The organism is Microcoleus sp. B4-D4 (genome assembly GCF_036705185.1).
Lineage (GTDB): Bacteria > Cyanobacteriota > Cyanobacteriia > Cyanobacteriales > Microcoleaceae > Microcoleus.
The window spans coordinates 21,535-43,660 of record NZ_JAUBTX010000053.1 but is presented as its reverse complement, the minus strand read 5'-3'; the positions used below and the strand labels follow the sequence as shown (position 1 = coordinate 43,660).

16 protein-coding genes are annotated in these 22,126 nt (G+C 46.2%); 14 read left to right on the top strand and 2 right to left on the bottom strand.

Annotation, left to right across the window (positions count from 1 at the left end; translation table 11 throughout):
- Positions 1 to 265 precede the first annotated feature (265 nt).
- Positions 266 to 637 (bottom strand): helix-turn-helix domain-containing protein, encoded by a 372-nt coding sequence (locus tag QUB13_RS26005; RefSeq protein ID WP_333386727.1) that lies wholly within the window; start codon positions 635 to 637, stop codon positions 266 to 268.
- Positions 638 to 1,260: 623 nt separating this feature from the next.
- On the opposite strand from QUB13_RS26005, the gene QUB13_RS26000 reads away from it, so the two are divergent.
- From QUB13_RS26000 to QUB13_RS25970, 7 genes are all read left to right on the top strand, one after another.
- Positions 1,261 to 1,542, top strand: coding sequence for a 4a-hydroxytetrahydrobiopterin dehydratase (locus QUB13_RS26000; RefSeq protein ID WP_194012709.1), 282 nt, complete (start codon positions 1,261 to 1,263; stop codon positions 1,540 to 1,542).
- 161 nt (positions 1,543 to 1,703) lie between these two features.
- Positions 1,704 to 3,350 carry an HD domain-containing phosphohydrolase gene (locus tag QUB13_RS25995; RefSeq protein ID WP_333386723.1) on the top strand — a complete coding sequence of 549 codons (1,647 nt, stop codon included), beginning with the start codon at positions 1,704 to 1,706 and terminating at the stop codon, positions 3,348 to 3,350.
- Between the two features lie 291 nt (positions 3,351 to 3,641).
- A complete protein-coding gene (locus tag QUB13_RS25990) occupies positions 3,642 to 5,888 on the top strand; it encodes an iron uptake porin (RefSeq protein WP_333386720.1) in 2,247 nt (748 codons plus the stop codon).
- A 560-nt stretch (positions 5,889 to 6,448) separates the two neighbouring features.
- Positions 6,449 to 6,889 carry an RrF2 family transcriptional regulator gene (locus tag QUB13_RS25985; RefSeq protein WP_333092963.1) on the top strand — a complete coding sequence of 147 codons (441 nt, stop codon included), beginning with the start codon at positions 6,449 to 6,451 and terminating at the stop codon, positions 6,887 to 6,889.
- Positions 6,890 to 6,943: 54 nt separating this feature from the next.
- Positions 6,944 to 7,906, top strand: a complete 963-nt coding sequence (gene cysK, locus QUB13_RS25980; protein ID WP_333092962.1) for a cysteine synthase A — start codon at positions 6,944 to 6,946, stop codon at positions 7,904 to 7,906.
- Between the two features lie 380 nt (positions 7,907 to 8,286).
- Positions 8,287 to 8,970 (top strand): J domain-containing protein, encoded by a 684-nt coding sequence (locus QUB13_RS25975; protein WP_333386716.1) that lies wholly within the window; start codon positions 8,287 to 8,289, stop codon positions 8,968 to 8,970.
- A gap of 65 nt (positions 8,971 to 9,035) precedes the next feature.
- The gene (locus QUB13_RS25970; protein WP_333386714.1) at positions 9,036 to 9,197 is read left to right on the top strand and encodes a hypothetical protein; all 162 of its coding nucleotides are present in this window, start codon (positions 9,036 to 9,038) and stop codon (positions 9,195 to 9,197) included.
- A gap of 17 nt (positions 9,198 to 9,214) precedes the next feature.
- Here QUB13_RS25970 and QUB13_RS25965 read toward each other — a convergent pair whose 3' ends face one another.
- Positions 9,215 to 10,711, bottom strand: coding sequence for a cyclic nucleotide-binding domain-containing protein (locus tag QUB13_RS25965; RefSeq protein WP_333386712.1), 1,497 nt, complete (start codon positions 10,709 to 10,711; stop codon positions 9,215 to 9,217).
- Between the two features lie 396 nt (positions 10,712 to 11,107).
- On the opposite strand from QUB13_RS25965, the gene QUB13_RS25960 reads away from it, so the two are divergent.
- The 7 genes from QUB13_RS25960 to QUB13_RS25930 all read left to right on the top strand — a co-directional run bounded on the left by QUB13_RS25960 (position 11,108) and on the right by QUB13_RS25930 (position 22,118).
- On the top strand, positions 11,108 to 11,980 hold the full coding sequence (locus QUB13_RS25960) for a 6-carboxytetrahydropterin synthase (protein ID WP_333386708.1): 873 nt from the start codon (positions 11,108 to 11,110) through the stop codon (positions 11,978 to 11,980).
- A gap of 18 nt (positions 11,981 to 11,998) precedes the next feature.
- Positions 11,999 to 12,139, top strand: a complete 141-nt coding sequence (locus QUB13_RS25955) for a hypothetical protein (protein ID WP_333386705.1) — start codon at positions 11,999 to 12,001, stop codon at positions 12,137 to 12,139.
- A gap of 281 nt (positions 12,140 to 12,420) precedes the next feature.
- A complete protein-coding gene (locus QUB13_RS25950) occupies positions 12,421 to 14,418 on the top strand; it encodes a tetratricopeptide repeat protein (RefSeq protein WP_333386702.1) in 1,998 nt (665 codons plus the stop codon).
- 873 nt (positions 14,419 to 15,291) lie between these two features.
- The gene (locus QUB13_RS25945; RefSeq protein WP_333386699.1) at positions 15,292 to 17,592 is read left to right on the top strand and encodes a Calx-beta domain-containing protein; all 2,301 of its coding nucleotides are present in this window, start codon (positions 15,292 to 15,294) and stop codon (positions 17,590 to 17,592) included.
- Between the two features lie 166 nt (positions 17,593 to 17,758).
- Entirely contained in the window at positions 17,759 to 18,316 is a 558-nt protein-coding gene (locus QUB13_RS25940; protein ID WP_333386697.1) for a Uma2 family endonuclease, read from the top strand.
- Between the two features lie 12 nt (positions 18,317 to 18,328).
- Positions 18,329 to 18,508 carry a hypothetical protein gene (locus QUB13_RS25935; protein ID WP_333386694.1) on the top strand — a complete coding sequence of 60 codons (180 nt, stop codon included), beginning with the start codon at positions 18,329 to 18,331 and terminating at the stop codon, positions 18,506 to 18,508.
- 253 nt (positions 18,509 to 18,761) lie between these two features.
- The gene (locus QUB13_RS25930) at positions 18,762 to 22,118 is read left to right on the top strand and encodes an NACHT domain-containing protein (protein ID WP_333386691.1); all 3,357 of its coding nucleotides are present in this window, start codon (positions 18,762 to 18,764) and stop codon (positions 22,116 to 22,118) included.
- Positions 22,119 to 22,126: the final 8 nt, after the last annotated feature.

Below are 22,126 nucleotides of genomic sequence, written 5' to 3'. Positions count from 1 at the left end.
GTCTTACACGTTGTCTACGCCGAACGCGAGTCAAAGTCTTTTGAGGTAAGGGTTTTAGGCTTATTCAGCAAGCCCTATGTATGTCGGCGTCAAGAACCTAAAAAAAATATCGAAGACGGAGTACATTTGGTGTAGGCGCAAGATGGAGAAAAGTGGGTTAATTATCTCGAACAATATTCTGATGTGGTGGAACAGTTAATAAAGTTAACTCCAAATAAACGTCGCTTTTATCAACAAGGTATGCGGGCTGCAACCCTGATTCGGTCTATCTCCTAGGCCTCTTTGTCACCCCCCTAGCTATTTCTAAAAATCTATCTTCTAAAAGTTTTTGGCTGATTTGACGGACGCTATATCGACAGGGTTCTTCTACCCATTGCTCTACAGTTTGCCCATCCTCCTCACTCCAACGTCGCTTCGGGCCTCGCCCTGGCGTTTCCCATAATCTTCCTAATCCCTTTTGCGGCCAACGTCTGAGCGTGTTTTTGACTGTATGCTCGTGCCAGTTCAGATAACTGGCTATCTGCTGTACTTTCGATCCATGTGCATTGAGTCTCAATGCGATCGCTATGAGTTTACAGCGCGTTGGCACTCCATCAGCCCAGCTTAGTTCTCGCTCGGGTACGGTCTTCCTCTTCATTTAGGTTAATTCGTAACGGTGCAGGCATATTCTTGGCTCTGGTTATCCGATCGCACCCTTGCTTTAGAGATCGATCGCAAACATTGCAGTGGCAGTAATTTGCGGATATTTTGAAAATTTTTCAACCAGCATCGTCCACTTCTGATTCCTTGTGTTATTCTAGTAATTGTGATTGCTGGAATGATACTCAGAACGCAGGTTCTTTCAGTAACGCTGGCAATAGCTAGCGCACAAATCCTGACACCAAATCTTGTATTTGGGTCAGGTGCGTTCAAATATAAACCATTTAGTAAAACTTGGAGGTGATGCCCATGATAGAAAGTAGTAAACGCATGGGTCATCAGATTGGAAACTACCGGCTGTGCGCCGGGGCCGCTCACTAGCAGTCAGCCGTCGTTTCCAACGGGAAACGAATTCCACGGGGAACCAGGCTGAGCTAGGGATTCTCCCGGCAGTCAGGTTCTAATCTGAAGACCCGCTAGACCGCTCTCATAAATAGTGTTACATCTTGAGTATTAAAACTTGAGCCTCAACACTATTTTTGAGAGCGGATAGTTTTTTGTAGGATTTTCTGCAGGTGGGCTGTGAATATGCCACACTCATCCCAAAATACCAAAAAAAATATGGCTGACCTACTTAACAATACGGAAATTCAAGAGCGCGCTAGTCAATTGTCAGGCTGGACAGTTGAAGGCAAGCAACTGCAATGTACCCGTTTATTTAAAGATTTTATCGAAGCGATCGCCTTTGTGAATAAATTGGTTGCCCCCTCAGAAGCCGCAGGACATCACCCAGATATCAAAATCTCCTACAACAAAGTAACAGTTAATTTGACAACTCACGATGCCGGAGGGTTAACTGAAAAAGACTTTGCGCTAGCCCAAGAAATTTCTACGCTACATTAAAACAGTTCCGCTTTGTCCGACAGGAGCCGCTGCATCTAGCGACAGTCCACAATCGCCACAAGCTCGCCAATAAAAAAATCGACTCTGGGTTAAAATCGGGTGTGAGAAAGTCGAGATGCAAAAAGTCCAATGTATAAAAGGCTGTTCGCCATCCTCCGACCATGATCGTATTTGAAAAGCCAGAGTTATTGAACGAGTCTGCTGAAAGAACCGATCTGATAGAAAAGCTTCTGGATATTGGCGCTGCTCTGTCGAGCGCTCAAGATTTAGGCGGTTTGTTAAATTTAATTTTATCCAAAAGTAGGGAAATTACCAGCAGCGATGCGGGCAGCGTTTACTTAGTAGACCGCAACGACGAAAAACCTAAGCTGCTGTTCAAGGTAGCCCAAAACGCTTCTAAACCGAGCCTGTCGTTTAAGGAGTTTGCGCTGCCGCTGACAGACAAAAGTTTGGCGGGTTACGTAGCAATTACAGGTCAAAGTTTGAACCTGTCGGATGCCTACGACTTACCCCCAGCCGTACCTTACCAGCTAGATACCAGTTTTGACAGGGATATTAATTACCGCACTTGCTCGGTAATGGTGTTGCCGATGCAAAACAGAGAAGGCGAGACAACAGGCATACTGCAACTGATCAATCGCAAAACAAAGCCAGATGCGGTGCTGACAGCCGAGAATGCCTGGGAATCGACGCAGCAGTATTCTTTGTGGGAAGAAAGAATAATTCGATCGCTCGCATCTCAAGCAGCAATCTCGATCGAGCGCAATCATCTCCAAGAAAGTATAGAACATTTGTTCGAGGGCTTCGTCAAAGCCAGCGTGCAAGTCATAGAAGCCAGAGACCCCTGTACCTACGGCCATTCAGAACGAGTAGCAGCCCTGACAGTGCGCCTGTCAGAAGAAGTAAACGCCGTCAGCAACGGATGGCTGCGCTCCGTCTACTTTAACAACCGCCAAATTCAAGAAATTCGCTACGCAGCCTTGCTGCACGATTTTGGTAAAATCGGAGTGCCAGAAGCAGTTTTGACCAAACAGAAAAAGCTCTACCCCGCACAGCTAGAAATCATCCGCCACCGCTTTGGCTTAGCTCAGCGGACAATGGAGATGGAATGCGTCCAGTCTAAATATAAATATTTGCTAGAGCATTCAGCCTACCGAAAACATCCCAGCGAAGAGCCAGAGTGCGTTCAATGCCAGCAAATAGAAAAGCTAGACACTAAACTAGCAGAAGCAAAAACCAGATTGGCTCAATATTGGGAAATCCTGATCGAAGCCAACGAACCTCACATTTTGGCAGAAGAACCCTTAGCTCAACTGCGAGAAATTGCTGGGCAAACTTATAAAGATATCGACGGGGCAGTTAAACCCCTGCTGACTCCCGACGAGATCGTGCAATTGATGGTGTCGAGGGGCAACCTGACAGCGGAAGAACGATCGGCAATAGAATCTCACGTAACTCACACTTACGAATTTCTCAGCCAAATTCCGTGGACAAAAGATTTAAAAAATGTTCCCCAAATCGCCTACGGACACCATGAAAAACTCGACGGTACCGGCTATCCGCGAGGACTGAAAAACTCTGAAATCCCGATTCAGGCGCAATTAATGACGATCGCGGATATTTACGACGCCCTGACAGCGGGCGATCGTCCCTACAAACGAGCTCTGCAGACAGAGGCAGCGATGAAAATTTTGCGGCAAGAAGCAGCTCACAACAAAATCAACGCCGATTTGTTAGAATTGTTCGATTGCCGCCAAGTCTTTAGCGTCCTCGGACACAGCTTGGATGGTAAAGTCGAATCAGCCTAGACTATTCGGGCGTGCTGTGCTAAAAAAGTACAGAGGCGATCGGGCTTTTGGATGCAAGCAGTCAAATCAATCGACAGCCTAAGTCTTGTCAGGTTTTGAGGCAGTCGATGGCAGGGTACAAAATACGCCCTCAGCAGCAGCCGATCGCATCCATACACTCAGTCAGACCAAAAGAATCAAAAGAAAAAGTGAATTTTAGGTCTTTTTTTGCAGTATGCTAGTGGAGCAACTACTGACGGCATAGAAGACTAGAAAAGTTTCTCTGTAATCGGTGTGAGGATGAGAGTGAATATGTCGAAATTTTTGTGGAGTTACCTATTAATCAGCCCAGCAGTCTTAGGAGCTACCCTAGTAGTTTCTTCGAGCGCGATGGCAGCAAACGCTCAGCCCGGTGCTGATGCGCTCAAGCCTCAAGCTGCCAAAGCTGAAACTGCTGAAACCTCGGAAGCGAAAGTCAATGCTGTAGCAGCGGTTGACGAAACTACCGCAGCAGCAGATCGAATCGCAGAAAATTCCCCAGCCGCTGGCATAGAAACAGAGCCAGCGATTGCAGCTTCAGGCACGGCTGCAACAGAAAGCGCGATAGCCACAGCCAACACAGCCCCCGCAGCGGAAAATCCCGAAGCGGCAGCACCAAAACCTGCAACTGAATCTCTAGCAGCAGTTGAGCCCACAGTCGCTCAACCGGTAGAAAATTCAGCGGCTGCGAAACTAGAAACTCCAGCCCCGACAGCTACGGCTATCCCAGAGATACTCGGTGCAGTTCAATTAGAAACTACCGCCCCGGCAGCGGCAGCCCCGGCAGAACCAACAGCGGCAGCGCCAGCAGAACAAACAGCACAGGCTGAACCTGTAGCCCAAACAGCACAGGCTGAACCTGTAGCCCAAACTGTCGCACCACAAGCTCAAAACCCAGCCGCCACATTAGAGCAGCTCAATCAGTACAGCAGCGAAGGTGCAGCAGGTGGCGAAACTCAAGGTCAAGTCACCTCAGTATCTCAACTTTCTGACGTGCGGCCTACAGACTGGGCATTCCAAGCACTGCAATCCCTAGTCGAGCGCTACGGCTGTATTGCCGGGTATCCCGACGGCACATTCCGTGGCAACCGGGCAATGACCCGCTACGAATTCGCAGCCGGTTTAAACGCTTGCTTAGACAAGGTTAGCGAGCTGATCAGAGCAGGCAGCGGCAACTTAGCTACGAAAGATGACTTGGCAGCCCTCCAACGGCTCCAAGAAGAATTTGCAGCAGAACTGGCAACCCTGCGCGGCCGCGTCGATGCTCTCGAAGCTCGGACATCCGAACTCGAAGCCAACCAATTCTCAACTACTACCAAACTGACTGGGGAAGCAATTTTTGCCCTCAGCGACGACTTTGGTGGCAACGATGGCTTGTTTGGCAGAGGCAATGACAGGATCGTCGGCCAGGGTAACAATGAGACCGTCTTCCAACAGCGGGTGCGTCTCAACTTAAATACCAGCTTTACCGGCAGAGACTTGTTACTTACCAGGCTTCAAGTCGGCAACGGTCAAAGATTTAACCTTGGGGCTACCAGCGAAGGCACTCAAACTTGGAACGTTGTCGGCAGAACCGACAACGTTGTTGCCCTAGACAGCTTGCTATACAAGTTTCCTGTAGGTCAAAACCTGAACGTTACCTTGGCAGCTAACGCTGGCGTTTGGGACGACATTATGCCGACTGTCAACCCTTACTTTGAAGACTATGACGGTGGCAACGGCTCCCTGAGCGCCTTCGGACAGCGCAACCCGATTTACCGCTTGGGTGGCGGTGCGGGTATCGGCTTTGACTATGCCTTCGGTGGCAGAGGCTTGCTGGGCGGCGTGTTCGGCCCGACTTCTCTGTCCTTCGGCTATTTGGCTTCAAGTGCAGCCAGTCCTGCTAAGGGTGCAGGCTTGTTCAACGGCGACTACGCGGCGATGGGCCAGTTGACTTTTACCCCCGGACGCAACTTGCAAGTTGCTTTCAACTACAACCACGGTTACTTTAGCCGAGGTAACTTCGGGTTTGACAATGCTTTGGGAAGCGGCCCCGATAATATCGGCGGTTTCACTGGTACCGGTGTGGCTAATTCCATCAACGGTTTGAGCGACGGCTTCCCCGGTTTCCGGGCTCGCAAAGTGGTCAGCAACTCCTACGGCGCTCAGGCTTCTTTCCGTCTCAGCCCGAGATTTATAATTGGCGGCTGGGGCGGTTTAACGAATGCTCGCATTCTCGGAATCGGCGATGCGAGAATTTGGAACTACGCTGTCACCTTGGCTTTGCCTGATTTAGGAAAAGAAGGCAACTTGCTGGGCTTTGTGGTAGGTCGCGAGCCTTACTTGGATAAACTTGAAGCTCCCGGCAATTTGGATAACTTCAGAAACGATACTTCGTGGCACTTTGAAGGCTTCTACAAGCTCAAGGTTTCGGATAACATTGCTGTGACTCCGGGCGTCATTTGGATTACTAACCCCAATCAAAACGATCGCAACGATGACATCATTATTGGTACTCTGAGAACTACTTTTACGTTCTAAGAGCGGGTGAAAGAAAGGCAGGGCGGGTCATACCCTCTCTGCTAATTCTAGCCAAATTTAGCCCTGCTTCCGGCAGGGCTTTTTTGTGCGCGAGACTAATTTGGGGCCCGCAAGCAATTGAAAATTAAACGAGCAATTGCATAAATCACGGGATCGATCCTTTAACCGCAGATGTAAGGTAGATAAACGCAGATGGACGCAGATAATTTGCTGATCGGAGAGCGAATGAAAACAATGCAAGTCTCCGATCATTCCTAGACTCTAATATCATGTGCGGTCGATTGACATATCTCAAATTGGATCGCGCGTGGGGAATGCGAGTCCGCAATCAGGGAGCGTACTAAAGTCCCCACTACGAAGGGTTTTTGTTATGGTAATCGACCAGACATTAGATGAAACCCGGTTTGTTGAGAGAAGATTGTAGAAATTTATGAAAGTCGATTAAGTTCAGTGGAAAACCGGAGTATAATAACAATTGAGGAATTAAAATTTTGAACTCAACATTGAGGAAAATTTTAAGATCGGACTTCGGAGTCTAGAATTCAGGTATTTGAAGCAATATGGTAGAACTCTCCTGTAAAAGCGAATACGCAATCTTAGCTTTGCTGGAACTGGCCGATTGCTACGATGAGGGCGAGCCCCTGCAAATTCGCCAGATAGCGGCTCAGCAAAATATTCCCGATCGATATTTAGAACAGTTACTGGCTACAATGAGACGCTGCGGGCTGATTCGCAGCCAGCGAGGAGCTAAGGGCGGTTATATCTTGGCCAGGGAACCGTGGAAAATTACATTGCTGGAAATTATTAACTGTCTCGAAGGCTCAGAATTAGATCGCTCCCAAAAAGACTCGCCGGCTCAAACGGTAGAAAGTGCTGTAATTTGGGAAGTTTGGCAAGAAGCGCGATCGACTGCCAACTCGGTTTTGCAAAAATATACGCTACAGGATCTGTGCGAAAAGCGCAATGGCAGGCGGCAGCTCGATATTATGTATTACATCTAGTTACTATTGCCAACGAGCAATTAACAATTTACTCTCAACAAACAGACAAAGATTATGCGTATTGCTGGCGACATTACAGAATTGGTCGGACACACACCCCTGGTGCAACTCAACCGCATTCCCCAAGCCGAAGGCTGCTTGGCTCGGATTGTGGTCAAACTCGAAGGCATGAATCCGGCAGCATCGGTAAAAGACCGGATTGGTGTCAGTATGGTCAATCAAGCCGAGGCCGAAGGGCTGATTACTCCAGGAAAAACGGTTTTAGTAGAACCGACTTCTGGCAATACCGGAATTGCTTTGGCAATGGTGGCGGCGGCGAAGGGCTACCAGTTGATTTTGACAATGCCCGATACCATGAGCACGGAACGCCGATCGATGCTGCGAGCTTACGGAGCCCAACTAGAACTGACTCCCGGCATTGAGGGCATGAGTGGCTGCATCCGCCGCGCTCAAGAAATTGTGGACAAAACTCCGAATGCGTATATGTTGCAGCAGTTTCGGAATCCAGCCAACCCGGAGGTTCACCGTTCGACAACGGCTGAGGAAATTTGGGCAGATACCGACGGCGAGGTGGATTTCCTGATTTCTGGAGTCGGCACTGGCGGTACGATTACGGGTGTTGCAGAGGTACTCAAGTCGCGGAAACCCGAGTTTAAGGCGATCGCCGTTGAGCCGGCCAACAGTCAGGTACTGTCGGGCGGAAAGCCAGGGCCTCACAAAATTCAAGGTATCGGTGCGGGTTTTGTGCCGCCGGTGCTGAATGTGGAGGCGATCGACGAGGTGATAATTGTTACCGATGACGAGGCGATCGCCTACGGGCGTCGCTTAGCCAGAGAAGAAGGACTTTTGTCCGGTATTTCCAGCGGTGCGGCACTCTGTGCGGCCTTAAAAGTCGGCAAGCGTCCAGAAAATGCCGGGAAATTGATTGTGATGATTCAGCCTAGCTTTGGCGAACGCTATCTGAGCACTCCCTTGTTCCAAGATCCAGAACTCAATCTAGCGGTGGCTGTCAACTAAATCAGCTTCCGGCGCAAGTCGCAGCAACTTTTAGCAGGGCGTAGAGTTTACGCCCTGCTGTTGTTTGTAGTGAGGAATGCAAGTCCTGATTAATATCAAATTTGCAGAAAGAATATTGTCGGCGATCGCAATTGTGCCAGTCAGAGGAATGCAAGTCCTGTTTAACTCAAATCCGTCAAGAGAAGACCAAAGTCGGATGCTGCGAACTTTTTCAAGACTCAATATTTTTATAAAATGGATTTATAATAATTTGAAAACAAAAGTTTTTTCCCGACAACTTTTGACATTTATATCAAATAAATAACTAATACTTTAGCAAAAAATGATATTTTTGTCAAGCACTTTTTCGCAGATTATCTAGATTTCAAGGAAATAAGAGCGTGTCTTCCGTTAGCAATCACTACAAAACCCTAAAAATTAGCCCAACAGCAACACAAGCCGAGATTAAACAAGCATACCGCCGTTTAGTCAAATTATTTCATCCAGACAGCCAGAGTAAAATAGCCGGTCACGAAGAAATTATCCGTCTCAATGCAGCCTATGAAATATTAGGAGATGCCAAGCAAAGACAATCTTACGATCGCCAAATTTCCCCAGAAAGCGAAGAATTGCGATCGCCCAGCGCGTCCAACTTCAGCCGCCAGCGACAACAAACAGCGCGGGATGCCGACGAACAAATGGAACAGTGGCTGATTAAAGTATATAAACCAGTCAATAGAATGCTCAACAACATTTTGAAGCCGCTGAAAAAGGAAATAAACGAATTGTCAGCAGATCCGTTCGATGACGAACTGATAGAAAAGTTTCAAGCCTATATCGATAACAGCCGCGAATTTCTTGAAAAAGCTCATAACAGTCTTAGATCGATGCCCAATCCTTCTAATCTAGCCGGAGTAGCCGCCCATCTCTACTATTGTATCAATCAAGTCGGCGATGGCATAGAAGAATTGCATTTATTTACCCTCAATTATGACGATCGCCACTTACACACAGGTCAAGAACTGTTTAGAATTGCCTCTAAACTACGACGGGAAGCACAGGATGAATTAAAAATGAGAACTTAGTTAGTTGAAGGAGAGGGGGAGAGGGGGAGAATGGGAGAGAGAGGGGAGAGGGGGAGAGGGGGAGAATGGGAGAGGGGGAGAATGGGAGAGGGGGAGAATGGGAGAGGGGGAGAGGGGGAGAATGGGAGAGGATTGCCCAATTACCAATTACTAATTACCAATTACCAATTACCAATTACCAATTACCAATTACCAATTACCAATTCCCAATTCCCAATGACAACTGACAACTGACAACTGACAACTAAATTCCAAAAAGAACTTGAATTCGTTTCCTAATTTTAATAAAAGGAGCTTGTTCTAGAGAATCACCATATAACAATCCCAAATCTCTCAAAGCTTGCTGGCGTTCCGACAATTTTTGAGCAATCTGATCTGCTAAATTTGGCTGTTCAATTAAAAGTTTTTGCAAGTCGTGGCGTTCCACCACAAACAAAATTGAATCTTCGCTAGTTTTAACAGTCGCCGTTCTCGGAGTTCCCAACAGCAAAGAAATTTCCCCAAAAAACTCGCCCTCGTGAAGCGTCGCAATATACTGATCTGTTTTTTGAGAAAGAACTTCTACAGCCCCGGAAAGAATAATATAAAAAGAATCGCCAGGGGCATTTTCTTTACAGACAATCTGTCCCGCTGGAAACATTTGTCGGTAGCCATATTCAATTAACTGTCGCAGTTCTAAATCCGTACACTGTTCAAAATAAGTAACTCGCCGCAACAAGTCTCGCAGAGTCCAATTATTAGGTGCTTTACCAGGAGTGCTCTGCTCAGAAATCGTAGAATTAGATTTGAGTTCGGCTGAATTTTTAGTATTCTGCGGAACAACTTTTCCATTGGAATTATCGTCTTTGTTGTGGTTAAAAGCTTGAGTTAACTCTTGCGGGTTTCGCAGCCATAAATCGTGCTGGGGAAAGGGAATTTCGATCTTTCGGTGGCGCAATTCGTAATCTATCGAAAAATTGATTGCACTTTTAATGGCATTGCTTTCCTGTGGCTGGTCAATCCAAACTAAGAGTTCAAAATTTAAAGCGTTGTCTCCAAAACCGCTAAACCATACTTTAGGAGAAGGATGAGACAAGACATTCGAGGCCATCCGCGCCGCAACTAATAGCGCTTCGGTAACTAATACTGGATCGGAGCCGTAAGCCACGCCAACGGGGATGTGAAGGCGGCATCTGGGGTCTCTGTAACTCCAGTTGATAATGTTAGTTTCGACAAACTTAATATTTGGTATAATTACAAAAAGTCCGTCAATTGTTTTGATAATTGTGGAGCGGATGGAAATGTTTTCAACTGTTCCTAACAAATGGTCGATTTCAATAAAGTCTCCGACTCTAATTTGCTGCTCGAATAACAGGGTGAGACCGCTGATAAAGTTGCTGGCAAGATTTTGCAACCCGAAGCCGAAACCAATGCCGACTACGCCAGCTAAGACGGTGAGAGAAGTGAGGTTGATGCCGGCACCTTGCAGGACGAAAATACAGCCGAGAGTTGCTAAAATATAACTAATGATGGTGGCAATTGCTTCTCGGCTGCCGCGATCCAATCCCATCCGAACTAGGAGGCTGCGCTTGATTCCTTCGCTGACTATCCGAGCTACAATGAAGGCAAATATAGCTAAGATTATTAGTTTGACGATCGCACTAATCGACAGATGAGTGTCGCCGATATAAAATAGCGGGGTGGCGATCGCACCGGACAAATGTTCAAAAAAGCGATCGGCTCGTACAGTAATCCAATTCATGAATATTTCGTAATTCGTGATTAGTTTTGCTCGCAACTGAACCGGAAACTGCTAACTATTGCAGAGTTTAGGCGAAAAACTAGAACTGTGGACTGCCCTGTGTTGCAAAAAGTACGCGCAGCTATCCCTCGCGGCCCCAATCGAAAATGGGATAACCGATACGTTAGCAACGGATAAGGAGAAACTGATTTGTAGCGGTATTTTATGCCGGATATCTGTGTTGTGGCGCACAATAGGCCCTGCGACTCTCGCGGCGACTTGTTGCCAATATCTCGAAAATTGGTAGAAATTCATGTCAAGCACCCTCAAATAATCGAAAAATTCCAGCAAAAATTAGTTTATCCTTAAGAAGTAAGTCCTTTACAGAACTTAACAAGCTTACCCTACTTGACTTTTATGCAGTGCATCATCAATCGTCGGGCACAGTTTTCGGCGAGTCACCGGTACTGGCTGCCGGAGTTGAGCGAAGCCGAGAACTTTAAGCGGTTTGGCCCAACAGCCCGCGCACCGGGACACGGACACAATTACGTTCTTTACGTTTCCATGATAGGAAAACTCGACGAGTACGGCATGGTGCTCAACCTGTCTGATGTCAAACACGTCATCAAGCGGGAAGTTACCAAGGATCTCGATTTTTCCTACCTTAACGAAGCGTGGCCGGAATTTGAGCAGACTTTGCCAACTACCGAAAACATAGCACGGCAAATTTGGCTGCGGCTAGCCCCTCATTTGCCTGTGAGCAAAATTCAATTGTTTGAACACCCGGAACTTTGGGCTGAATATTTAGGAAACGGCATGGAAGCTTATCTAACTCTGTCAACTCATTTTAGCGCCGCCCATCGGTTGGCTCGTCCCGATTTGAGCTTTGAAGAAAACTCGGAAATTTATGGCAAATGTGCTCGTCCTAACGGTCACGGTCACAACTATCATTTAGAAGTGACTGTGAAAGGGGAAATTGATCCGCGCACTGGCATGATTGCTGATTTGGGAGCTTTGCAAAAAGCCGTTGACGATTATGTTGTTGAACCCTTCGATCACACTTTTTTAAATAAGGATATTTCTTATTTTGAGAAGGTTGTGCCGACTGCAGAGAATATTGCTGTTCGGATCGGGCAATTGTTGCGATCGCCCGTGAGGGAATTGGGCGCAGAGTTGCACAAGATTAAGCTGATTGAAAGTCCGAATAATAGCTGCGAAATCTTCGGTGCAGATTTAGATGCAGCGGATGTCGCGCGCCAGCAACCGTCAGCCGTTTTAGCTGGGGTTTAGAGTTGAAAATCGGTTTTTTTGGGGCGGTTTCACCCGGATTTGCGGCTAATTGTGCAGATTGGTGAAGCCGCCCCAACGATTAAATTGGACGATCGCATTTTTGGCAATTTACCGACAATTCGGGCGATCGAAGTTGGTTGGGGCGGGACAAGTTTATAGATATTTTGGTTAGGAAGTTAAGATTTTGAGAAGGGGCGCATAAAAGGCTGTTGATGATTCCGAGGGCGATTTCAGCCGGAGCGGGTACCAGAATAAATTCTTTCACCGAAGTTATACAGCTACAATTATTGGCACTTTTCCTGACAAGTCAGACACAGCCCGTATTTTGGAGATAGTAGCATCATCGCCAGCATTCCTCATCTCAGTTATTGTAACTGCTGAGAGTATGAGGTCGATCGCTGACAAACAAGCACTAATTTCTCCTAGGTGAGTTGACGTTTATGCGAGTCTCAAATGTAGCTCTCTTGACTCTGGCCGCCCTCGCATCCCAGAATGTAACAGCTAATACTAGCGCCGCTCCTGCTGCACCTCCCGCCTCTGGAGGGATACCGCAGGCCAGCAAATTTGTTGATGCCATAAATAATATCGCCTCCCGTCCGGCGGAGTCAATGAGCGCGCCCGAGACGATCGCCCACGAACAATTTTCCCCGCGAATTGCGGTAAAATCCCCTGCAGGTTTGCTAGTAGCCGCCGCCGGGCCGGAGTTATCTCCAGCAGTAAAAACCAAGGCGAATACGGCTGCTCAATCCGGCGATGAATTAACACAATCTTTACAAGAAACCTGGCTGGCTAAATTAATTGAAACCGGAGTTGAAAGCAATCCGCAAGTTCGCGACGCTTTCGATTTTCTTGCCCTGCGTACTGATAGTAATGCTGAATCTGGATATGGTTTTAATAACACCATAGCTCTGCTGAATATTTTGCTAATTCTTGGTACTATCTTTCCACCGGCGACACTTGCCTTTTTTTGGACGTTCCGGCGACTGGTAGTCAGACAGTTAGTTGCTGATGCCAATCAAAGATTGCAGGGCATTGGTATATTAGAATCAGAGCTAATCAATTCTAGTCAACTGACTCAAAAGTTGAGAGATGAATTAGAATCGCAACTGAGTGCAGCCAAACAATCCATTGATTTTTTAAGTAGAGAAACTGAACTTTCCAAATCTTCCGTCGAGCAAATTGAGACTCTCAAATCTCAATTTCTCATGCACCTCCAAGTTTTGTTAACAGAAGTTTACGAGAAAAAATCTGAAATTGTTCAAGAAATATCCCAACTTCCCGCAGTTGTTGCCAAAGAAGCTGTCAAACTCGCACCTCAACCGCAGTTAAACAATTCGCAAAATTCGGAAACAGCACCTGCTAGCGAAGCAAATATGATTGCTGATGATTACATCAAGCAAGGTGAAGGGCTTTATTTTCAAGGCAATTATGATGAGGCAGTAGTCTGCTTTGAAAAAGCTATTTTAATGAATAAGAATGTCGATGAGGCTTGGTATTGGCGCGGAAATGTGTTAATAAAATTGCAGCGCTATGAAGAAGCCCTCGCCTGTTACGACCAAGCAATATCGATGAAACCGGATTGTTGGGAAGCGTGGTATAATAAAGCGAATTTGCTGGCAAAATTGCAGAAGTACGAAGAGGCGATCGCCTGTTACGAGCAAGCAAGTGCCAGCGAGTCCTACACATACGCCTGTTGGCACAGCATAGCAGCTTTGTTGGGTAAACTGCGGCACTACGAAGAAGCGATCGCCAGTTACGATCGCGCCCTCGCCATCAAAACAACCGACAGCGAAATCTGGCACAATCGAGGCGCGATGCTGGGCAAAATACAGCAAAACGCCGCAGCAGTTGATTCTTACGATCGCGCTCTTGCCCTCAATCCCAACAGATACGAAACTTGGTACAATCGAGGCAATGTGCTGTGGAGATTGCTCCGCTACATTGATGCTGTTGATTCTTACGATCGGGCTTTGGACATCCGAGCCGACAAATACGAAGTTTGGTACAATAAAGGCGCAGTGCTCGGAAAAATGCAGCGCTATCAAGAGGCGATCGCATCCTACGACAAAGCAATTGCCATTAAACCCCAGGATTTTGAAGCGTGGCACAACCGAGGTACAGTTTTCGAGAAACTCTCGCAATACGAAGCAGCAATTGCATCTTACTCCGAAGCAATTAAGCTTAATTCCGAGTGTTACGAAGCTTGGTTTGGTAAAGCTGAAGCCTTAGCAAAATTGCAGCGCCCAGAAGAAGCAGTTGCAGCTTACCAAAAGGCGATCGCGATTAAGCCTGAATCCTACGATGCTTGGCACCAAATGGGTACAGCTTTATCAGAATTAAATCGTTACGAGGAAGCAATGGCAGCTTACGATCGTGCGATCGCCATCAAGCCAGAAAATGCTGAAGCTTGGCGCGATCGAGGTGCAATTGCCTCATAATTCAAGCAGGATTGAGAAGGATTTGTTACGGGCAAAAAAACAATCAAAACTAGCTACAATTCGATTAACTTTTCGGATATTTATATCAATATTTAAAAGTATTGATATAGCCTTTCAAGCTCTCGTATAAGGCATCGGGCATCGGGCATCGGGCATCGGGCATCGGGCATCGGGCATCGGGCTATACTCACTTTTGTGAGAACCGCTATACACCTAAATTCTACCAATTGAATAAATACTTGCCGATCGAGTTCTAGCCCCCTTAATAAGGGGTGGGTTCTATGTAGCAATTATTTTGTAAGAGGGGATTATACCGAATAATCTCTATATAAACGGTGGTAGTATACGATCTATTGTCGCGGACTAAAGTCCACACTACGAAACATTTTTGTTATGCTAATCGATCGCACTTGATCTTACATGATTTCCCCGGCTCTTCCAAATGAACCAGTTATTTTAAGTGATTTAGGATTGCTATAAATCTTAAAAAATCGTCCTGAAATCGGTTGAATCAATAGAAATATATAGGTTAGCTATTGGCACTCATAGCAATCCACAAACGCCAGAATTTGTGCAGCAAACAAGTATTAGTTTTGATGCAAATCTTTTGCAAAATTCGGGAACATTCATCGAACATTCTCCTTCTTGATTATTAACAGGACATCGAAGCGGAATACAGTTGCAAGAAATCGCAACAGCCTAAAATGTACGGAGAGATTACCGTATAGGGACAAACAGCAGACTAAATTTTGACATAAATGTCCGGTTTTTTTCTGCAAATCAGTTAATTTAACAACCGCAATCTGACCCTGAAGAATCTCTACAGGTGCTTCTACCAAAAGCAAAAAAAATTAACCTGTGGAGTTAAAAAAAATGGCAAATATAACAGGAACTCTCGGCCCCGATGTGATACCGGGTCTTTTACCAGACGGTCGCGTAATTAGCCTGGGAAACTTACTGAGCGACGATACCATCAGCGGCCTTGACGGCAATGATGCAATCAATGCACTAGACGGAAACGATCTACTTTTCGGCGGCCCCGGCAACGATTTTGTTAACGGCAATGAAGGTAACGACAGCGTTTTTGGCGGCAAAGACGACGACCAAGTTTACGGTGGTAAAGGCAACGACTTAGTTAGAGGCGACATCGGCAATGACAGCGTTTTTGGCAACGACGGAAACGACAGTATGTTCGGTGGTAAAGACAATGACACGATGTTCGGCGGGAAAGGCAACGACTTGATCCTAGGCGACCTCGGCGACGATGTACTTTACGGCGACCTCGGTTCTGATACGATGAGCGGCGGTGGTGGAAATGACATTTTTGCGATCGGGCGAGTCGGCGACGGCAGGCCCACAGCCACCACCGGCGGCCCCGGAGTCGCCGATGCCGACGTGATTACCGACTTCCGAGTCGCCGGCAACGATGTCATCCAACTGTTCGGCGGCCTGCAATTTAGCGATTTGCAATTCATCGACGGCACCGGTTCCAACGGCATCAGCATCGGCAACACCCTCGTTCGCGATACCGGCAGCGGCGAGTATTTAGTCAACATCCAAGGTTTGACAGCAGCCCAACTGAGCGCGAACCCAGCTTGGTTCCAATCGGCTGGATTCCCGACACCAACCCCGACGCCGACACCGACGCCTGCACCGACACCGACACCGGGAACGACTCCTGCAAGCGTCTTCAGCTTTAGCGCAAATAATTACTCTACTCCCGAAGGCAGTCCCGCTACAGTCACAGTGATTCGCACAGGCAATACTTCCGCTCCTGGAAGCATTAGTTTTGGTACTGTTGACGGTTCAGCACTTTCTACTGGCTCGGCTGCTGACTACACTGCTACTACAGGAACTCTGAACTTTTCGGCAGATCAAACTAGCGCGACTTTCACTGTCCCGACTCTGAACGATGCTATTACCGAAGGGCCAGAGACGGTGAATGTATTTCTGAACAGCGGTAATGTGGGTACTGTCAATCCAGCCACAGTGACGATTTTTGATGCTTCAACGTCGGTATCGCCGACTCCGACTCCGACTCCGACTCCTGCACCGACTCCAACGCCTGCGAGTATTTTCCAGTTCAGCCAGCAGAGTTACAGCGTCAACGAAGGCGGCCAGGCTACGATTACAGTTACTCGTACCGATGGCACTGGTGCAGCAACAATTAACTACGCCACTGTTGACGGTTCGGCAATTTCTAGCGGGACTGCACCTGATTACAGTGTGGCCGCTGGTTCGCTGAATTTTGCTCCGGGGCAAAATAGCGCTAGTTTCACGATTTCGGCTCTGAGCGACATGATTCTGGAATCGCCGGAAACGGTGAATTTGGTACTCAGCGGCGGTAATGTGGGCAGCAATCCATCAATCTTGACGATTCTGGATGTGCCCCCTGTCCCGACTCCGACACCGACTCCGACTCCTTTTCCAACCCCGACTCCTTTTCCAACCCCGACTCCGGGAACCGCAACAGCAACCGAGTTTGTTTTTAGTGCGGCTACTTTCAGCACCAAGGAATCATCTGGCTTTGCTACGGTGACGGTGAATCGTGTCGGCCCTAGTACGGCTCCGGCAAGCATTAGCTACGGTACTCTTGACGGCACCGCATTATCTACTGGGAGTGCAGTTGATTACTCCTCTGCTTCTGGTGTACTAAACTTTGGCCCTGGGGAAACTTCCAAGACGTTCAACGTCTTTGTTAATCCTGATAGTGTGCCTGAAATGACTGAGACTGTTAACCTATTTCTCAACAACGGCCCAGTCGGTACTCCCTCAACAGCAAGGCTAGATATTCTTGACGGTAGTGCAGGTGCGTCTGGCAATGTCTTCCAGTATAGTGCGTCTGATTACGGCACTATCGCCACTCAGGGCGGTGGTACAACCGTTACAGTTACCCGTTCAAGTGGCTTAGGTGCAGCATCAGTTGACTATATTCTTCTTGCGGGTACTCCCGGCAGTGGGCCTGCACCTGTATTTGGTACGGACTATGCGCTTACTCCAGGCAGCCCAACTGGTGGCACCCTGTCTTTCACCGATGGCCAACTCAGTCAAACCTTTATGGTTCAAGACAACGCATTTTCTACTAATAATGGAACTGTGCGTTTAGGTCTTGCGAACCCCACTGCTGGCTACAGTTTTGGTTCCACAGCAGCAACAAGCATCACCCTCATCTAAAGCTGTTAGTAGGGCGAGTAATTCTTGCTCTACTAATATGTTTCTTGTCGGCAGTTAAAGGCTTGTTTAAGATTTGTTCTCTAAAATTTTCCTCTTTTTGCCGCTCCGTTTGGGGCGGTTTTTTTTGTGGTAAGCTTAGATAAACTGTTGAAAAAGGAGAATAGTTATGTCTGTTCAGATTCAAAGGTGGCTATTTACAGTCCAACAATATCACCTGATGAGTGAAGCTGGTATTTTGCGTGAAGATGAACGATTGGAATTGATCGAAGGAGAGATTATCCAAATGGCTGCAATTGGTACTCGTCACGCAAGTTGTGTAAAGCGCCTGATCGATCAGTTTAGTGTTATTCCAGAAGAAATTGCTATTTTGGATGTTCAAAACCCAATTCGGTTAACCGATCGCACTGAACCTCAACCAGATATTTTATGGCTGCAACTTCGCGCTGACTACGCCACGGCGCATCCAGTACCGTCAGAAGTTTTGCTGTTAGTTGAAGTAGCCGACAGCACAGTTGATAACGATCGCAATATTAAAGTCCCTATCTACGCTCGATCGCTCATTCAGGAAGTTTGGCTGGTAGATTTAGTTGAAAATTGTTTGGAAGTCTACCGTCAGCCCGGCCCGAATGGTTATAGTTTAATGCTCAAGTTTTGGCGCGGTCAACAAGTTGCGCCGCTGGCTTTTCCCGATTTAGAAGTGAGCGTTGATTTTATATTGGGTTAGTATGAATAAGAAATGGCAGCTTACGATCGAGCGATCGCCATTAAGCCTGAAAATGCGGAAGCTTGGCGCGATGGAGGCGCAGTTGTATCAGAATTAAAGCAGGATACAGACAAAATTGACTCGGGGGAATCTGATATTACAAATGCCTCTGATAGCAAGGTCGAGGAACCTAAGTCAGCAGATTCGATGTAAGGACTGATTATTAGATAGCACTTTCCAGTAAAATCAGGTACGCCTGGGAATTGGAATGCGATCGGGGCGTACTTCACTTATTTGAGAATCGGTATAGTGGCTTAGGGGAAAATTGCGTGAGCGCGATCGCGATTAGTACGGGTGACTCTGGCGAGACTAAATTGTGGGTAGGAACGCCCTGCGGCTTGAGTTGTTACAGCTTTTGCTTTTGAAATAAAATACAATATGCTTATATATAAAGAAGGAAGTTAAGATGCTAAAACGAGTTCAGCGTAAAAAGTGGCAAAGATTTTTCCCCATCACAAATCAACTGCTTGCAGGAATTTTTACACTGATTCTGACATTGCTGCTTGGCTGGGCTGGAACATTACCCAGTCTTTCTCTGACTCCAACACCTCATTCCACTCAGCAATCAACTCCGACTTCCAAGAAGGAACTGATTGCCAAAATTAAGGAAAAACTTAATGAAGATTTAGCGTTTCGGATTGAGAACAAGCTTTCTCCCGATCTAAAAGAAGTCGATAAAAAGGTTGAGCCGTACAAAAAGAAGCTGACTTCTCAAGAGATAGAAGAGATAGAAAGTTTTTATAAAAACGAATATACCCGGCTTAAGAAGGCTAAGGATTCCGATTTATGGGAGAAAATCAACGATGATTTTCTCGGTGGTCTGGGTTGGTTCGCAGCTTTTGTTATTTTTATATTATATATGTGTAAGGAAAGCTTACAAAAGCTAGTTAGCAGCTTTTTCTCTGCAGTAGGTACTTGGATCTATAATAGGTGTGCTGGAACCAGACTTTTACGTGGAATTGCTCTACGACATTATCGGAAGGGACTAATTGAAAAGTGTCAGGAGTTGAAAATCCCATTTCGACCAAATCGACCCCTGAAGATTCGCGAGATATACGTTCCTCTCAAAGTTACAGGTACTAAGGATAATGAACAGCTCGATGCCTACGGTGCTGTGAGCAAGTATCGCCGACTTATGGTTAAAGGCGCACCTGGTTCTGGTAAATCAATGCTGCTCAAGTATCTTGCTCTTAGCTACGCGGAAGGTAGGTTGAATCTACCCGATCAACCTGTACCAGTTTTATTAGAACTGCATCGGCTAAGCCAATCAGACAAGTCATTAGAACAGCACTTTGTAGAGGCATTAGATCGGGATGATTTTCCTCATTCTCAGCTCTTTATAGAGCATAGTTTAGCTCAAGGTACACTAATGTTGCTGCTAGATGGTCTTGATGAAGTCAACAGCGATAATCGCTGGGAAGTCGTGGCACAAATTAAGGACTTATTGGACAAGCACCCAAATTGTCGTGTCGTTATTACTTGCCGTACAGCAGTCTACAAAGGTGAATTTGACGAGCTGAACCATCTTGAGACTCTGGAAGTTGTTGAATTCATCGAGCAACAGATTCGAGACTTTTTGAAGGCGTGGAAACAATATATGCCACCAGGAAAGTCGATTGAGCAACTCATGCAGACGTTGCACGACCGACCTCGAATCATGGCGTTAGCACGCAATCCGCTCATGTTAACTATCATTGCCTACCTCTATGCTGATACCTCATTGGTACTGCCTCGCTCACGCGCTGAGTTCTATCGGAAATCTACAGATATTTTGCTAGATCAATGGCATCATGAACACAATCAGTTTCAGGCACGGGAGAAGCGGTTTGTACTCCAGGATTTAGCTATTTACAACCAAGATATTACTAAGCAGCAACAGCAAGATAGCGGTAGCATCAAATTCAAGACGGTTTTGCAGCAGATAAAGCTGTTACTTCCTGAGCTTAATCTCCAGCCTGACCAAGACGCTTTGCCTCTACTAAATGAAATTGTAGAACGTAGCAGCTTACTCATCAAAATAGATGGAGGTGAGAAATATCAGTTTGCTCATCTTACTTTGCAAGAGTTTTTCGCTGCCTCTAAGTTAATAGATGATAAGGATGGTCTACTCACTCGTTTCAAAGCTGATAATGACGCTTGGCGTGAGACAGTAAAACTCTGGTGTGGACTTGCTGGGGATAGTACCGATTTGATCCGGGAAGTACGCACGATTTCGGAGATTACTGCTTTTGAGTGTTTAGCTGATGCTCAGAGGGTAGATTTAGCGTTGGCAGACGAAATTATCAATAGGTTCAAAGATCAACTAGGAAAAGGTAGTAACGACGAGGTGGTAAATCGTGCCTTTGCCTCTGTAGCTGCAGACGACCGGAGACGCACTGAGGTATTCAACTTCTTGAAAGATACGCTTGAAAATATTGGAGAAATAGATGCCCGCCGCGAGGCAGCAGCGAATGCTCTGTCAATGACTAACTTAGCTGAAGCTGCTGATGTGCTGGCTCGTCAGTATGCAGATAGAGCTGAACTGCGTCCTGTACTACATTCTGCTTTGGTACGAATGGGAGATTTAGCTGTGTCAAAAATCTCATATTGGGTGGAAGCTGGAGTGATCGAATCATCTCTGGTGGAATCTAGCTCTGTCGAGTTGATGGACATTCTAGTTGATATAGGAACTCCGACAGCTACACAAATGCTAGTTTCTTGGATTTGGCATAGCAATCAGAGCTTAGCAAGTAGTGCTGCATTGCTCTTAGCACATTTGCTGCGACACTCCGAGCAAGAAAAAGTAATTGAGAGTTACAAACTTACAGAAGACCAGAAGAGAGTAAAAGAGCGATTGGACTGGATTTGGAAGCCTTTTGAAACATCCACTAACTCTAATTTGAGCATTATTGCTGGTCGGGTGGCTTATCTTATCAGTCGAGTTCCGCTTGAGATAGCTAACTCTGTGCGAGTGCTTTCGTTAGATCCTCGACTAATTATACCCATCTGTTCAATAGAGCTGTACGATCAGAAAACTAACTTAGTGCCAATCAAGTGGAAGCATTTACTTGTTTCAATTAAGAAGGGTATAGACATAGCAAAAGAAAAGGAGTCCAGAAAAATTTCTATAGAAAGATATGACAACGAAATGCGCAAGCTTCTTGATGAAACAGAAACAATATGGGATTTCCTTTTCTTGAAGATAGAGCCTAGCCTACAAATTATATTACTCTATCAATACGTATCCTATCCCCGCCTAAGACAGGAATATTGGTATGATAGTATAATAAAAATAGAGAAGGAAAAGAGAACAAAACTGTCCCACCAACAATTCCAGGCAGTTATGTTTTCAACAATGTCTGCTACTATTGTTTTTGGAGTAATTACAGGATTGTTTTCCTTCGCAAATACTGAGTTGAGAAAGCTAATTAACTTAATGCCAAGCCACTTTTACTTTTTAATTCAAAATACTCTATTTATTTGTATTCCGATTAGTCTCTCTATATGGGTTGAATATTGTATGTTGAAATACCGAAAATATATAGAATATAATTATTGGTTTGTGTATTGGAATTTTTTAAATATCGTAAGAAGTCGAGTACGAGGAGAAACGAGGATTAGAATGATCTATTGGGAGTGGCGGGTTGAAGAAAGAACGTTAAGAGGCGTGGTAAACATGGGTATGTGGATTGAGCGGGTTGAGGGATTTTTAGAAAAGGAGATAGGAGAGGAGTTAGGGATGGAGATGGACGCAGAGTGGCAAAAGACAAAGGATGCAGTGTAAGCGAAAAG

Excerpts from the sequence above, each read along its gene's own strand:
- QUB13_RS26005 (WP_333386727.1), bottom strand. The coding sequence starts at position 637 with ATGAAGAGGAAGACCGTACCCGAGCGAGAACTAAGCTGGGCTGATGGA.
- QUB13_RS26000 (WP_194012709.1), top strand. The coding sequence starts at position 1,261 with ATGGCTGACCTACTTAACAATACGGAAATTCAAGAGCGCGCTAGTCAA.
- QUB13_RS25995 (WP_333386723.1), top strand. The coding sequence starts at position 1,704 with ATGATCGTATTTGAAAAGCCAGAGTTATTGAACGAGTCTGCTGAAAGA.
- QUB13_RS25990 (WP_333386720.1), top strand. The coding sequence starts at position 3,642 with ATGTCGAAATTTTTGTGGAGTTACCTATTAATCAGCCCAGCAGTCTTA.
- QUB13_RS25985 (WP_333092963.1), top strand. The coding sequence starts at position 6,449 with ATGGTAGAACTCTCCTGTAAAAGCGAATACGCAATCTTAGCTTTGCTG.
- cysK (WP_333092962.1), top strand. The coding sequence starts at position 6,944 with ATGCGTATTGCTGGCGACATTACAGAATTGGTCGGACACACACCCCTG.
- QUB13_RS25970 (WP_333386714.1), top strand. The coding sequence starts at position 9,036 with ATGGGAGAGGGGGAGAATGGGAGAGGGGGAGAATGGGAGAGGGGGAGA.
- QUB13_RS25965 (WP_333386712.1), bottom strand. The coding sequence starts at position 10,711 with ATGAATTGGATTACTGTACGAGCCGATCGCTTTTTTGAACATTTGTCC.
- QUB13_RS25960 (WP_333386708.1), top strand. The coding sequence starts at position 11,108 with ATGCAGTGCATCATCAATCGTCGGGCACAGTTTTCGGCGAGTCACCGG.
- QUB13_RS25950 (WP_333386702.1), top strand. The coding sequence starts at position 12,421 with ATGCGAGTCTCAAATGTAGCTCTCTTGACTCTGGCCGCCCTCGCATCC.
- QUB13_RS25945 (WP_333386699.1), top strand. The coding sequence starts at position 15,292 with ATGGCAAATATAACAGGAACTCTCGGCCCCGATGTGATACCGGGTCTT.
- QUB13_RS25940 (WP_333386697.1), top strand. The coding sequence starts at position 17,759 with ATGTCTGTTCAGATTCAAAGGTGGCTATTTACAGTCCAACAATATCAC.
- QUB13_RS25935 (WP_333386694.1), top strand. The coding sequence starts at position 18,329 with ATGGCAGCTTACGATCGAGCGATCGCCATTAAGCCTGAAAATGCGGAA.
- QUB13_RS25930 (WP_333386691.1), top strand. The coding sequence starts at position 18,762 with ATGCTAAAACGAGTTCAGCGTAAAAAGTGGCAAAGATTTTTCCCCATC.